11 protein-coding genes are annotated in these 13,942 nt (G+C 66.7%); 6 read left to right on the forward strand and 5 right to left on the reverse strand.

The window, feature by feature from the left end:
* Positions 1-10: 10 nt before the first annotated feature.
* From G8O24_RS28035 to G8O24_RS28055, 5 genes are read right to left on the reverse strand one after another with little or no spacing between them, the layout of a single operon-like run.
* Positions 11-781, reverse strand: a complete 771-nt coding sequence (locus G8O24_RS28035; RefSeq protein WP_188105001.1) for a sulfite exporter TauE/SafE family protein — start codon at positions 779-781, stop codon at positions 11-13.
* On the reverse strand, positions 778-2,031 hold the full coding sequence (locus G8O24_RS28040; RefSeq protein WP_188105003.1) for a CCA tRNA nucleotidyltransferase: 1,254 nt from the start codon (positions 2,029-2,031) through the stop codon (positions 778-780). Before G8O24_RS28040 ends, G8O24_RS28035 begins: the two co-directional genes overlap by 4 nt.
* Positions 2,032-2,053: 22 nt before the next feature.
* Complete coding sequence (locus G8O24_RS28045; RefSeq protein WP_188105005.1) at positions 2,054-2,317, reverse strand: DUF6111 family protein; 264 nt, start codon at positions 2,315-2,317, stop codon at positions 2,054-2,056.
* The gene (locus G8O24_RS28050) at positions 2,314-2,985 is read right to left on the reverse strand and encodes a CoA pyrophosphatase (RefSeq protein WP_188105006.1); all 672 of its coding nucleotides are present in this window, start codon (positions 2,983-2,985) and stop codon (positions 2,314-2,316) included. Before G8O24_RS28050 ends, G8O24_RS28045 begins: the two co-directional genes overlap by 4 nt.
* Entirely contained in the window at positions 2,982-3,593 is a 612-nt protein-coding gene (locus G8O24_RS28055; RefSeq protein ID WP_188105008.1) for a DUF1285 domain-containing protein, read from the reverse strand. The genes G8O24_RS28050 and G8O24_RS28055 overlap by 4 nt, the downstream gene beginning before the upstream one ends.
* Positions 3,594-3,879: 286 nt before the next feature.
* On the opposite strand from G8O24_RS28055, the gene G8O24_RS28060 reads away from it, so the two are divergent.
* The 6 genes from G8O24_RS28060 to G8O24_RS28085 all read left to right on the forward strand — a co-directional run bounded on the left by G8O24_RS28060 (position 3,880) and on the right by G8O24_RS28085 (position 13,792).
* Positions 3,880-4,878, forward strand: coding sequence for an AAA family ATPase (locus G8O24_RS28060; protein ID WP_188105009.1), 999 nt, complete (start codon positions 3,880-3,882; stop codon positions 4,876-4,878).
* Positions 4,878-5,822 (forward strand): DUF58 domain-containing protein, encoded by a 945-nt coding sequence (locus tag G8O24_RS28065; RefSeq protein WP_188105011.1) that lies wholly within the window; start codon positions 4,878-4,880, stop codon positions 5,820-5,822. The genes G8O24_RS28060 and G8O24_RS28065 overlap by 1 nt, the downstream gene beginning before the upstream one ends.
* Positions 5,819-8,632: a DUF4159 domain-containing protein gene (locus tag G8O24_RS28070; protein WP_188105013.1), complete on the forward strand. Its 2,814-nt coding sequence runs from the start codon at positions 5,819-5,821 to the stop codon at positions 8,630-8,632. The genes G8O24_RS28065 and G8O24_RS28070 overlap by 4 nt, the downstream gene beginning before the upstream one ends.
* A 7-nt stretch (positions 8,633-8,639) precedes the next feature.
* Positions 8,640-10,703 carry a hypothetical protein gene (locus G8O24_RS28075; protein WP_188105014.1) on the forward strand — a complete coding sequence of 688 codons (2,064 nt, stop codon included), beginning with the start codon at positions 8,640-8,642 and terminating at the stop codon, positions 10,701-10,703.
* 263 nt (positions 10,704-10,966) lie between these two features.
* The gene (locus G8O24_RS28080; protein WP_188105015.1) at positions 10,967-11,377 is read left to right on the forward strand and encodes a DUF2946 domain-containing protein; all 411 of its coding nucleotides are present in this window, start codon (positions 10,967-10,969) and stop codon (positions 11,375-11,377) included.
* A 150-nt stretch (positions 11,378-11,527) separates the two neighbouring features.
* A complete protein-coding gene (locus G8O24_RS28085; protein WP_188105017.1) occupies positions 11,528-13,792 on the forward strand; it encodes a TonB-dependent receptor in 2,265 nt (754 codons plus the stop codon).
* Positions 13,793-13,942: the final 150 nt, after the last annotated feature.

A 13,942-nucleotide genomic window follows, 5' to 3' on the forward strand; every position in this document is an offset into this window, starting at 1 on the left:
GACGGCCCGCCTAAGCGATCAACTGCCTCACCGCGGCCGAGATCATCACCAGCCCGCCGGTGATCACCGCGAGGTCGAGGATCGCGGTGTGGATGTGCACCGGCATCCGCTCGACGAAGGCCTTTGCGAGGAACGCGCCGGGAATGGCGATGCCGCCGATCAGGAGCGCGAAGGCGAGCACCTGGGCGGTCACGGCGCCGGCAAGGCCGAACACCGAGATCTTGATCAATCCAGTTCCGAGCGAGATCATCGCGTCGGTCGCGATCACCGCGGCGCCTTCGAGGCCCGCGGCCATCAAGAGCGAGAGCAGGATGACGCCCGAGCCCGAGGTGCCGCCGACCAGCACGCCGTAACCGACCGAGCCCGCCGCTAATCCCGTGTCGCCGATCTTGACCTGGCGCCTCCGCAGCACGCGGCGCAGCGGCACGCTCAGCATCAGCATGGCGCCGATCACGATCGCGGCGCCGGCATTGGTGAGGCGGGTGTAGCCGTAGGCGCCGAGCGCGGTGGTCAGCGCCGCGCAGGCCAGCACGATCAACGCGCGGCGGCGGTCGGCGTAGCGGAGATAGGCCATTGCCCGGCTGGAATTGGTGAAGAGCGCCGAGATCGCGATGATCGGCACCACAGGCTCGGCGCCGACCAGGGGCACCAGCACCAGCGGCATCAGGGCGCCGGTGCCGTAGCCGGCGAGACCACCGATGATCGAAGCAAACAACGCCATCATTGCGACCAGCAGGAGCTGGAGAAGCGAGATGTCGGCGAAGCCTGAGACGATGGTCAATTCTTCTCGCGAGTGGCGCGTGCTGTGGCTTGATCGGCGATGGTGGCGAGTGCGGCTTCATCTAGTGGAAAATCCGCCGCAAGCCAAGCGTCCTCGGCGAGCGTCAACACATGTCCGAGCGCAGGTCCCTCAGTCATGCCGCGTGCGATGAAGTCGGCGGCCTTCAGCGGGAATTTCGGCGCGGTCCAGCGCTGCGGCAATTCGGCGAGCTCGCGCCAGCGCGACGAATTCGCATCGACGCCGCTGCGCGCCCAGGCCAGCAACACGCGATCGTGATAGCGCCCGGGGCCCAGCCGGTAGAGCAGCCGCCGTGCACGCGCCTCGTCCATGGCGGCGAAGCGCCACCAGCGATGGCCCATCGAATCCAGCGCCTTGGCCTCCGCATTGGAGAGCCGCAGGCGCGTCGCGACACGCCTGGCGTCCTCGGTCACGGCCACCGCCAGCGCGGCGAGGCGTCGCGTCGCGCTTGCGGGCAGGCCGAGCGCGCGCTCGATCGCAATCATCGCCGTCAACGGGCCGGCATAGGCGACGCCGCCGATCATCGCCTGCAGCAGGCCGGCATCGACCATGGCCAGCGCGGCGCTGGAAGCGCTTGGCGCGACCAGCAATTTCAGCATCTCGATGCGCACGCGCTCGGCCGAGAGCGTGGCAAGGCCGGCGCGCCCGCGGATGCAGGCGAGCGCGCCGTCGCGGTCGGGCTCGCCGACGCCGAAGGCGGCATGGATGCGGAAGAAGCGCAGGATGCGCAAGTAATCCTCGGCGATGCGCTGGTCGGGCGCGCCGATGAAGCGCACGCGCCGCGCTTTGGCGTCGGCGATGCCGCCGACGTAATCGTAGACGACACCGCTGGCATCGACCGACAGGCCGTTCATGGTGAAGTCGCGCCGCTCGGCGTCCTTGACCCAGTCGCGGCCGAACGCAACCTTGGCCTTGCGGCCGAAGGTCTCGGTGTCCTCGCGCAGCGTCGTGACCTCGTAAGGTGCGCCGTCGATGACCAGCGTGATGGTGCCGTGCTCGATGCCGGTCGGCACGCTCTTGATGCCGGCGCCTTTCGCCCGCCGGACCACTTCTTCCGGCAGCGCCGTGGTCGCGATATCCATGTCGCCCGGCGGCAGGCCGAGCAGCGCGTTGCGGACAGTGCCGCCAACCACGCGCGCCTCCTCGCCATCCGCGTTGAGCAGGCGCAGAACGCGCGCCGTGCCGCCTGCCGTCAGCCAGGGCGCATCCGCGAGTATCGGCTCCGCGCTCATCGTCCGGCCCTTATCTTTCCATTCAGCTTTCCCTGCCCGGCACGAGCTTGCCGTTCTCGATATGGGCGGGAATGTAGGTCGAGTTCGGCGCGGCGCCGGAGAAATGCGCAAGGCCGATCAGGCCTGCGATCACCAGCACCAGCGCCACCAACGCCAGGCGCGCGACGATGGTCACCGGCCAGGACGATTGCACGAACAGGCCGGACCGCGTGGCGGCCAGGAACAACGCATAGACGGCAAAGGGGATGAGAAAGATTCCGATCTCGGTCAGAACCGGCCGGATCATGACGAATAGATCCGCTCATACAGCACACGCAGCATTCCGGCCGTGGCGCCCCAGATGTAGCGCTCCGCAAACGGCATCGCATAGTAAAACCGCTCCATGCCGCGGAATTCCTTGCTGTGGACCTGGTGGTTCAGCGGATTCATCAGGAAGGATAGCGGCACTTCGAATGCGTCATCAACCTCGGAATGATTGATGCTGAGCTGAAAGCCCGGCCTGACACGAGCAACCGTCGGCAGGATGCGGAAGCCGAACGCGGTGCCATAGAGGTCGAGATAGCCGATCGGCTCGACGAAATCCCTGCTGAGCCCGACCTCCTCCTCGGCCTCGCGCAGCGCGGCGTCGAGCGGTGAGGAATCGGTCGCGTCGATCTTGCCGCCGGGAAAGGCGATCTGACCGGCATGGTCGCTCAGATGCGCCGAGCGCTGCGTCAGCAGGATGGTCGGCTCGGGATGGTCGACCACCGCGATCAGGACCGCCGCGGGCCGTACCGGCTGCTCGCGCGCGACGATCTCCAGCATCTTGTCGGTGCCGGGATCGCCGGAGGCGGGGATGATATTGGGATCAAAAAGTCCGGGCGGCACGTCGAAGCTGAGCCGCGCCTTCGAGCGAGCGTAGAAATCCGCGGCGCGGAACGCGACTTGCTCGGTCTTCGCAATAGGCTTGTTCAAAGCGCGGCCCTCACCTGCTCCGCGTCGGCCATGGCGAAGAACTCGCCTGATGATTCGACGCCGAACATCGGCTGGCCATCGACCATCCGCTCCTCGCCCATGTCAACCAGATCGTAATAGAGCGCGCGGGTGACCTTGGCCCAGAGGTCGGCGCGAACGTGCAGGTAGGGCGTCAGCCCGCCATCCGCCGCCTGCGCGAAGCGGAGCCGGTGCGCAGCGTCGCAGGTGACCCAGTCGTCGACATTGGTGCGGAAGCTCAGCACGCGATGGTTGTCCTCGCCGCTCGTCAGCATCTCAACCGCCATGAACGGCGCATCATCGACGCGGATGCCGACCTTCTCCACGGGCGTGACGAGGAAATGCTTGTCGCCCTCGCGCTTGAGGATGGTCGAGAACAGGCGCACCAGCGCGTGACGGCCGATTGGCGTGCCCATGTAGAACCAAGTACCATCGGCAGCGATTCGGATATCGAGATCGCCGCAGAACGGCGGATTCCACAGATGCACCGGAGGCAGGCCCTTTTTGGCGCCTTCGGCACCGGCAGCACTTTTGGCGGCGGCTGTCAGCCCCTCAAGACCGCGGTCGGCGCTCTGCCCTTGGTTCGCCATGGTTTGCCCTGACTCTGTCTTTGGCACGATTGGTGCAGGTCTGACTTGGAAGTCTACGTCGTACGTAACTCTACGGTTCCACCCCGGATTCGACCGGTGTGGAGGTCTCCACTTCGTGATGCCCTACATAACCCGAAGCCGATAAGGTGGGGATAGGTTAATTCAACGAATACATGGCCTTCCTGCAAGTCTAGCATAGGGCCCATGACGCAGGTTGATGCGATAATCTGGCGACGCAGGACAGCCGCGTGGCAGGCTTGACGTGGCAGGCTTAAGGAGCGAGCGGATGGCGGAAAGTGTCGAGAAACTCGAAGACGGCGTCGTCCGTTCGGCCGAGCAGGTATCAGCTCAGATTCGCGCGGCGAAGGATGCGATCGGGTCGGTGATCTTCGGGCAGGATCGCGTGATCGAGAACACGCTGGTCACCATCCTCTCCGGCGGCCACGCGCTTCTGATCGGCGTGCCCGGCCTTGCCAAGACAAAGCTGGTCGAGACGCTCGGCGTCACGCTCGGTCTCGATGCCAAGCGCATCCAGTTCACGCCCGATCTGATGCCCTCGGACATTCTCGGCGCCGAAGTGCTGGACGAGAGCACCGCGGGCAAGCGCTCGTTCCGCTTCATCTCCGGCCCGGTGTTCGCCCAGCTGTTGATGGCCGACGAAATCAACCGCGCGAGCCCGCGCACGCAATCGGCACTGCTGCAGGCAATGCAGGAGCAGCACATTACCGTCGCCGGCGCGCGCCACGATCTGCCGAAGCCGTTCCACGTGCTTGCGACGCAAAACCCGCTGGAGCAGGAAGGCACCTACCCGCTGCCGGAAGCCCAGCTCGACCGCTTCCTGATGGAGATCGACGTCGACTATCCCGATCGCGAGGCCGAGCGCCGCATCCTGTTTGAGACCACCGGCGCCGAGGAGACGCTGGCGAAGGGATCGATGACGTCGGATGCGCTGATATCGGCGCAGCGGTTGGTGCGCCGCCTGCCGGTCGGCGATTCCGTGGTCGAGGCGATCCTCTCGCTGGTGCGTTCGGCCCGTCCGGGTCCTGACAGCGGCGAGGCCGGCAAGTTCATTGCCTGGGGCCCCGGCCCGCGCGCCAGCCAGTCGCTGATGCTCGCCGTGCGCGCCCGCGCGCTGATCGACGGACGGCTCGCGCCCTCGATCGACGACGTGCTCGACCTCGCCGAGCCCGTGCTGAAGCACCGCATGGCCCTGACGTTCCAGGCACGCGCCGAAGGCCGGACGATCCCTGACGTGATCAAGCAATTGAAGACGCGGATCGGTTGATGGCAGCAGAGAACGGGCACACGGCGAAGGAGATCATCGCGATCCGACGTGCCGATGGCGAAAGCCGCACGCTCGCCGCTTCCTTGCCGCGCCTTGTGCTCGAGGCCCGCCGCATCGCCGCCAACGTCATCCATGGTCTGCACGGCAGGCGCCGCGCCGGTTCCGGCGAGAATTTCTGGCAGTACCGCCGCTTCGTGTCGGGCGAGCCGTCGCAGAATGTCGACTGGCGCAGATCGGCGCGCGACGACCATCTCTATGTCCGCGAGCTCGAATGGGAAGCCTCGCACACGGTCTGGATCTGGCCCGACCGCTCGCCCTCGATGGCGTTCGCCTCGAAGACCGCGCGCGAATCCAAGCTGGAGCGCACGCTGATCGTCGCCTTCGCGCTGGCCGAACTGCTGGTTGCCGGCGGCGAACGCGTCGGCATTCCCGGCCTGATGGCGCCGACCGCAAGCCGCAACGTCATCGACAAGATGGCGCAGGCGATGCTGCACGACGATGCCATCAGGCTGAGCCTGCCGCCGTCCTTCGTGCCTGCGGCGCTGGCCGAAACGATCGTGCTGTCGGATTTCTGGTCGCCGATTGCGGAGATCCAGGCGATGCTCGCCGGCCTGTCCGGCTCCGGCGCGCATGGCACCCTGGTGCAGATCGTCGATCCTGCCGAGGAATCGTTCCCCTATTCCGGCCGCGTCGAATTCGTCGAGCCGGAAGGTTTCGGCGTGATCACCGCCGGCCGCGCCGAAAGCTGGGCGCAGGACTACACCACACGCCTTGCGCTGCATCGCGACCAGATCCGCGCAGAAACCAACAAGCTCGACTGGCTGTTCACGACCCATGCGACCGACCGCTCGGCCGCTGAACTGTTGCTGTTCCTGCATGCCGGCATGCAGGTGAGCAAGTCGGGCGCGCGCACCACCGCGATCAAGGCAGGGCCGGCCGCATGATGGGATTGCCGCTCGCCTTCACCGAACCGCTGCTTCTGATTGGCCTCATCAGCCTGCCGGTGCTGTGGTGGCTGCTCCGCGTGATGCCGCCGCGGCCGCGCCGCATCGAGTTTCCGCCGACGCGCCTCTTGTTCGACATCGCGCCGCGCGAAGAGACACCATCGCGGACGCCGTGGTGGCTGACGGCGCTGCGTCTGCTCGCCGCAGCCCTGGTGATCTTCGCCGCCGCCGGCCCGATCTGGAATCCGCAAACCGGCCTTGCCGCCAGCAGGGCGCCGCTGATGATCATGCTCGACGATGGCTGGAGCGCCGCATCGAACTGGGACATCAGGATCAGGGCCGCCGACGAGTTGATCGCGAACGCCGACAACGACCGCCGCGCCATTGCGCTGGTGCCGCTGTCCGAGCCGAACCGCGACATCACGCTGATGCCGGCCGGCGCCGCGCGCGTGGCGCTGCGGCAGATCGTGCCAAAGCCCTATTCGATCGACCGCGTCGAAACCCTCACCGCGATCGACCGTTTCCTCAAAGCGACCGGCGACTGCGAGATCGCCTGGCTGTCCGACGGCGTCGACACCGGCCGCGGCGAAGAATTCGTGGCCGGGCTCGGCAAGACCCTAGGGGATCGCAGCCTGACGCTGTATGAAGGCGGCACCTCCTCCCCGCTGGCCCTGGTCGCGGCAGAGAATGCGGCGGCGAAGATGACGGTGAAGGTGCTGCGCACCGACAGCGGCATTCTCGCCGGCACCGTGCGGGCGCTGGACCAGAAGGCCTCGCCGATCGGCGAGGCGCGCTTCACCTTCGGACCGCAGGACAAGGAGGTCGAAGCCGCGTTCGACCTGCCGGTCGAGCTGCGCAACGACATTTCCAGGCTCGAGATATCGGGCGAGCGGTCGGCCGGCGCGGTGCAGCTGCTCGACAAGCGCTGGCGGCGACGTGCCATTGGCATCGTCTCGGGCGCGAGCAGCGAGACCGCGCAGCCGTTGCTGGCGCCGACCTTCTATTTGACGCGCGCGCTGGCGCCGTTCGCCGACGTCCGGCTCGCCGACAAGGGCTCGCCGCAGCAGGGCATCACGCAGTTCCTGGACCAGAAGCTGCCGATGATCATCCTCGCCGATGTCGGCACCGTCGCGCCCGAATTGCGCGAGCGCCTCAACGCCTGGATCGACCAGGGCGGCGTGCTGGTGCGATTTGCAGGGCCCCGTCTCGCTCAAGCCGAAGATGATCTCGTGCCGGTCAAGCTGCGCAAGGGCGGTCGCACCCTCGGCGGCAGCCTGACCTGGGAGAAGCCGCAGCATCTCGCCAGCTTTGCCGCCGACGGTCCGTTTGCCGGCGTCGCCGTTCCCAAGGACGTCACCGTGAGCCGACAGGTGCTGGCCGAGCCCGATGCGGTGCTCGCCACCAAGAGCTGGGCCTCGCTCGAAGACGGCACGCCGCTCGTGACCGGCGAGCATCGCGGCAAGGGCATCGTCAGCCTGTTCCATGTCAGCGCCGACATACGCTGGTCTGACCTGCCCATGTCCGGCACCTTCGTCGAAATGCTGAGGCGCGTCGTCGACATGTCCGGCTACACGTCCAAGCCTGGTCCCGGCGTCGCCACCGAGGCGAGTGCCGAGACGCTGGCGCCGCTGCACATGCTCGACGGCTTCGGCGCCTTCGCCCCGCCGCCCGCCACCGCCAAGCCATTGGCGGCTGATTATCGCGACCGCGCTACGCCGGACCATCCGCCCGGCTTCTACGGTCCGGCAGAAGGACCGCTCGCCGTGAACACGCTCGCCAACGCCGACCGCATCGCCGCCCTCAACACCGCAAGCCTGCGCGCCCGGCACGCCACCTACACCAATGCCGAACCGCGCGACCTGCGCGGCTGGCTGCTGTCGACCGCGCTGGCGCTGTTCCTGGTCGATGCCATCATCGTGGCGCTGCTCGGCGGCGGGATCGCCGCGCTGCTGCGCCGACGCGCCGCGCCGGCCGTGATCCTGCTTGGGTTCATACTTGCGGGCGCTGCCGTGCTTGCGCCGACGCCTTTGCGCGCCGACAGCGCATCGGACGAGTTCGCGATGAAGTCGACCTCGCAGACCCGCCTCGCCTATGTCGTGACCGGCAATGCCGACGTCGATTCCATCGTCAAGGCCGGTATGTCCGGCCTGACGCTGTTCCTGGCACAGCGCACCGCGCTCGAGGCCGGCGACCCCGTCGGCGTCGATCCCGCGCATGACGAGCTCGCCTTCTTCCCGCTGATCTACTGGCCGATCGTGCCGGGCCAGCCAAAACCGCCGCAGGACGCCATCAACAAGATCGACGCCTATATGAAGCAGGGCGGCACCGTGATCTTCGACACGCGCGATGCGGTCGAAGCGCCGCCCGGCGACAACGGCGCCTCGCAGACGCCGGGCATGCAGTCGCTGCGCGAGCTGCTGTCCTCGCTCGATGTGCCCGAACTGGAGCCGGTGCCGCGCGAGCACGTGCTGACCAAGACATTCTATCTGCTGCGCGACTTCCCCGGCCGCTTCAATTCGGGCCAGACCTGGGTCGAGGCGCTGCCGCGCGAGGACGACGACGAGAGCGCGCAGCGTCCCGCGCGCGGCGGCGACGGCGTCTCGCCGATCATCATCACCTCCAACGACCTCGCCGGCGCCTGGGCGCTTCGTCCCGACGGCCAGCCGATGCTGCCGCTCACGCCCGGCGAGCCGCGCCAGCGCGAATTCGCCTACCGCGCCGGCGTCAACATCGTGATGTATACGCTGACCGGCAACTACAAGGCCGACCAGGTGCACGCACCGGCCCTGATCGAACGTCTCGGCCAATAGGATTGATATGAACTACGGCATCGCGTTCACACCGCTGGTCCCAACGATCGTCCTCTGGATCGCGCTGGCGGCGATTGTCGTCATCGCGCTCGTCCTGTTCGTCGCCCGGGCGCGCGGCGCGGCCGTGCGCGTGGCGGCGCTGGCGCTGTTCCTGCTGGCCCTCTCAAACCCATCGTTCACGCGCGAGGACCGCGATCCCCTCACCTCGGTTGCCGCAATCGTCGTCGACAAGAGCCCGAGCCAGAATTTCGGCAAGCGCAACCAGGAGGCCGCGAAGGCGCAGGAGGCGCTGGTCGACAGCCTGAAGAAGATCAAAGGGCTCGAGGTGCGCGTCGTCGATGCCGGACAGGCCGACGGCGAGACCGACGGCACCAAGCTGTTCGGCGCGCTGGCCTCCGCATTGTCAGACGTTCCGGTCGACCGCGTCGCCGGCGCGTTCCTGATCACCGACGGCCGCGTTCACGACATCCCGGCGAACGCCGCCGCGCTCGGCTTCCAGGCGCCGGTGCAGGCGCTGATCACCGGCCAGAAGGACGAGCGCGATCGCCGCATCGCGATCACGGCGGCGCCACGCTTCGGCATCGTCGGCCAGAACCAGACCATCTCTTACAAGCTCGACGACCAGGGCGTATCCGGCGAGCGCGCCAAGGTCACGGTCCGCCGCGACGGCGACGTCATCAACGAGCGCACGCTCGCGAGCGGCCAGAGCGCGAGCGTCGATGTCGAGATCAAGCATGCCGGCCCGAACATCGTCGAGATCGAGGCCTCGCCGCTCGAGCGAGAATTGACGCCGGTGAACAACCGCGCCGTCGTCGCCATCGACGGCGTGCGCGACAAGCTGCGCGTGCTGCTGGTCTCGGGCGAGCCGCATTCCGGCGAGCGCACCTGGCGCAACCTCTTGAAGTCCGACGCCAGCGTCGACCTCGTGCATTTCACCATTCTGCGTCCGCCGGAGAAGCAGGACGGCACGCCGATCAACGAACTGTCGCTGATCGCGTTTCCGACCCGCGAGCTGTTCCAGCAGCACATCAACGAATTCCAGCTGATCATCTTCGATCGCTACGCCCGCCAGGGCGTGCTGCCGATCGCCTATTTCGACAACATCGCGCGCTATGTGCGCGCGGGCGGCGCGGTGCTGGTGTCGGCCGGTCCCGATTATGCCTCGACCACCAGCATCTGGCGGACGCCGCTCGACACGGTGCTGCCGGCCGAGCCGGTCGGCGTCACCGAGAAACCATTCTATGCGCATCTCTCCGACATCGGCAAACGCCACCCCGTGACGCGCGGGCTGGAGGGCGCCGCGTTCGAGCCGCCGCACTGGAGCCGCTTCTTCCGCACGGTCGACACCCGCAACTCGGTCAACCCGCCCGTGATGACGGGCGCGGACGGCAAGCCGCTGTTGTTCCTGTCACGCTTCGGCGAGGGTCGCGTCGCGCTTTTGCTGTCCGACCACATCTGGCTGTGGGCGCGCGGCTATGAGGGCGGCGGGCCGCATCTCGATCTGCTCAGGCGGATGTCGCACTGGCTGATGAAGCAGCCGGACCTCGATGAAGAAGCGCTGCGCCTGCAGGTGCAGGGCAAGGACCTCGTCGTGGTGCGCCAGACCATGGCCGACAACGTGCAGCCGGTGAGCGTGACCTCGCCCTCCGGCATCTCCCATGACCTGACGCTTTCTCCCGGCGATCCCGGCGAGTGGCGCGCCAGCCTGCCCGCAAACGAGCTCGGCCTGTGGCAGGCGACCGACGGCACGCTGAAGGCGCTGATCAATGTCGGCCCGACCAATCCGAAGGAGTTTTCGGAAGTTACCTCCACCACCGAGACCTTGAAGCCGCTGACGCAGGCGACCGGCGGCAGTTCGGTGCGGATCGCCGATGGCGGCAGCGTCGAGCTGCCGCGCATCGTCCCGGTGCGCTCGACCGGCGTGTTTGCCGGTGACGGCTGGATGGGCGTGCGGATGCGCGACGCCAGCGTCGTCAAGGGCGTCGGCGTGCTGCCGATCTTCGCCGGCCTGATCGGGCTGCTCTTGCTGCTTGGCGCGTTCGCCGCGACCTGGGTGCGCGAGGGGCGGTAGAGCGGAGTGATTTGAAGCCGCGTCCTTGTTCGACGAGCAGCATTGCTCTCTCCGTTCCCTCCCCCCTTGTGGGGAACGCACCTCCATCGTCGCGCTAGCTGAACTCGATCCGACAGACCTAGTTGCCTGAACGACACATCGGATCGACTGCCTGCTGCCGTGAACCCCTCCAACCGTTGACATCCGCCAATCGATCAGGCGATGTTACAATATAACGTCGCGACATCAGCTTGGTGCTTCGCGATGTGGGGTGGCGTTCTCAGATGAAGTGGTTCCGGTCGAATATCAGGCACGGCGCCCGGCTCGCACTATTCGCGATGCTGGTGCAGTTAGCGCTGACCTTCGGCCACAGCCACTGGTTCGCGCAGGCCGCGCCGCTGGCGCAGTCGCAGCTTTCCGACAGCGCCAAGGGGACTGCCAAGAGCATCCCTTCGACTGACCGCGCGGCGGTCCAGAAGCAGTCCCCGACCAGCCCCGACCGCGAGCAGCCGGGCGACGACGTCTGCGCGATCTGCGCGTTGGTCGCGATGGCCGGCACGGTCGTGTTCGCGACGCCGCCCCTGCTCCTGCTGCCGCAGGTGGTCGAACTGCTCCAACGCACCACCGACGTCGAATTCCTTCATCTGGAATCGGCCGGCACCGCGTTCCAACCGCGCGCCCCTCCCGTCTCCTGATTCCATCAATTGAGCTGCCTTCGCGCTTCGGCCGCGCATGTGAGCCGATCCCGCTGGGCTATCGAAGTTGATCCGTCGCGTGTCGACGGCGCGTGCCGCCCGCAAGTGCTCCGAATGAGCGCGCCGGCGCGTGATCGGAAAATCAGGACAATGGTGTCTTCAAGAGCAATATTGGCGGGCTCGAGCCTCGCCGCACTCACGCTGTTCCATTCCGGCGGCGCCTTGGCGCAGACGACGGCCCCCGTGACGACGCTACCCAGCGTCGAGGTCGATGCCCCCAAGCAGACGCAGGCGCCGCGCCGGCCAAAAGTTCGCGTCGCAATCGACAGGCGGCGTTCAACGTCACAGGCGCGGCCGCAGAGCGAGGCGCCGGCCGCCGTCGAGGGCCAGAGCCAACGGCTGGATAGCGCGCGGCAAAGCATCCTTCCGCCCGGCGGGGCAACCACCCACACGCTCACGCACCAGGCGATCGAGGCGCTGCCGCAGGGCAGCAACGCCTCGCTCGACAAGGTGCTGCTGCAATTCCCCGGCGTCACCCAGGATTCGGCGGCGAGCGGCGACCTGCATGTCCGCAACGAGCACGCCAATCTGCAATATCGCATCAACGGCGTGATGCTTCCCGACGGCGTCGGTGCGTTCGGGCAGATTCTCGACACCGGCATCATCGGCAGCCTTAGCCTGCTCACCGGTGCGCTGCCCGCGCAATACGGCCAGCGCACCGCCGGCGTGCTCGACATCACGACCAAGGCCGATGCCTTCAACAACACAGGCGTGGTCGGCGTCTATGGCGGCAGTAACGGCACCATCTCGACCAATGTGGAATATGGCGGCACCGTCGGCCAGACGCAGTATTTCCTGTCGGGCCGCTTCCTGCAGAACAATCTCGGCATCGAGAACCCGACCCCCTCGGTCAATGCGATCCACGACCGCACCAACCAGGAGAAGGGATTTCTTTACTTGTCGACGATGATCGATCCCCAGAGCCGCCTCACCTTCATGAGCGGCGTGTCGAATGCGACGTTCCAGATTCCGAACAATCCCGGTCAGACGCCTGCGAACACCGCGTTCGGCGTCTCCAATTTCGACTCGTCGCGGCTGAACGAGCACCAGAACGAGTTCAACCAGTTCAATGTCGTCTCCTATCAGACCTCCAATGGCGAATTCGACACGCAGACGTCGTTTTTCAACCGCACCAGCCTGCTGCATTTCTACCCCGATCCGATCGGCGATCTCGTCTTCAACGGCGTGTCCTCCGACGTCTATCGCCAGAGCGTGGTCAACGGCATCCAGCAGGACACATCCTGGCGTATCGGCTATGCACACACGCTGCGCTTCGGCCTGTCGGTCAGCGCGGAGCGCACGCTGGTCAACAGCGGGACCACGGTGCTGCCGCTGGCCGATCCCACGGACCCGACCGCGGGCACGATCGACGCGCCGTTCTCGGTGTTCGATTCCAACGCCAAGACGGGCTGGCTGATCGGGACCTACGTCCAGGACGAATGGAAGATCACCAACAATCTGACCCTGAATGCCGGCTTGCGCTTCGACCAGATGGTTCAATTTGTCGATGCCAACCAGCTCAGCCCCCGCGTCAGCCTGACCTGGAAGCCATTCGACGGCACCACCTTCCATGCCGGCTATGCGCGCAACTTCACCCCGCCCTCGCAGGTGATCGCGTCGCCCGTCAATCTCGCGCTGGTGACGCCGCCCGGCGCGCCTGCCAACACGCAGACGCCGGAGGTCGGGCAAAACAGTCCGGTGCTGCCGGAGCGCTCGCACGTGTTCGACGTCGGCGTGACGCAGAAGATCTACGCGATCCCCGGTCTCGAGGTCGGCGCCGACGCCTATTACAAGAAAGCGCGCGATTTGCTCGACGACGGCCAGTTCGGCGCGGCCTATGTGCTGAGCGGCTTCAACTACGATCGCGGCGAGAATGTCGGCGTCGAGCTGAAGGCGACCTACAAAAGCGGCAATTTCAGCGCCTATGCCAACCTCGCCTGGGCCAAGCAGATCGCAACCAACGTGGTCTCGAACCAGTATCTGTTCGGTGCGGACGAGCTCGCTTATATCGACGGCCATTACATCTACACCGACCACGCACAGATGCTGTCGGGATCGGCCGGCGCGTCCTATCTCTGGGAGGGCACGCGCTACAGCGTGTCGATGGTCTATGGCAGCGGCCTGCGCTCGGGCTTTGCCAATACCGATCACCTGCCCGGCTATACGCAAGTCAATCTCGGCCTGTCGCACGACTTCAACATCGTCGCGCCGAACAAGCCGACGACGGTGCGGTTCGACGTCGTCAACGTGTTCGACACGATCTACCAGATCCGCGACGGCTCCGGCATCGGCGTGTTCGCCCCGCAATTCGGGCCGCGCCGCGGGTTTTATGTCGGCATGTCGCAACGGTTCTAGTGGCGCGGCGTGCGTGCGTCGGGGCCTGCGGGCCCCGACCGGCCATCCCTTCGCCGCCTCCTTACCTGCATCGTCGCACCTCCCGCTGCGTCTGACGCGGCCTCACGCGACCGGCAAAGCGACCAGATATCGTGAGGCGCTGGCGACGAC

The sequence above is a fragment of the Bradyrhizobium campsiandrae genome (assembly GCF_014529705.1).
Classification (GTDB): Bacteria; Pseudomonadota; Alphaproteobacteria; order Rhizobiales; family Xanthobacteraceae; genus Bradyrhizobium; species Bradyrhizobium campsiandrae.

What these genes read in the sequence shown, in the direction of transcription:
- G8O24_RS28055 (WP_188105008.1), bottom strand. Translation starts at nt 3,593, where the DNA reads ATGGCGAACCAAGGGCAGAGCGCCGACCGCGGTCTTGAGGGGCTGACA.
- G8O24_RS28075 (WP_188105014.1), top strand. Translation starts at nt 8,640, where the DNA reads ATGAACTACGGCATCGCGTTCACACCGCTGGTCCCAACGATCGTCCTC.
- G8O24_RS28060 (WP_188105009.1), top strand. Translation starts at nt 3,880, where the DNA reads ATGGCGGAAAGTGTCGAGAAACTCGAAGACGGCGTCGTCCGTTCGGCC.
- G8O24_RS28080 (WP_188105015.1), top strand. Translation starts at nt 10,967, where the DNA reads ATGAAGTGGTTCCGGTCGAATATCAGGCACGGCGCCCGGCTCGCACTA.
- G8O24_RS28045 (WP_188105005.1), bottom strand. Translation starts at nt 2,317, where the DNA reads ATGATCCGGCCGGTTCTGACCGAGATCGGAATCTTTCTCATCCCCTTT.
- G8O24_RS28070 (WP_188105013.1), top strand. Translation starts at nt 5,819, where the DNA reads ATGATGGGATTGCCGCTCGCCTTCACCGAACCGCTGCTTCTGATTGGC.
- G8O24_RS28040 (WP_188105003.1), bottom strand. Translation starts at nt 2,031, where the DNA reads ATGAGCGCGGAGCCGATACTCGCGGATGCGCCCTGGCTGACGGCAGGC.
- G8O24_RS28065 (WP_188105011.1), top strand. Translation starts at nt 4,878, where the DNA reads ATGGCAGCAGAGAACGGGCACACGGCGAAGGAGATCATCGCGATCCGA.
- G8O24_RS28085 (WP_188105017.1), top strand. Translation starts at nt 11,528, where the DNA reads ATGGTGTCTTCAAGAGCAATATTGGCGGGCTCGAGCCTCGCCGCACTC.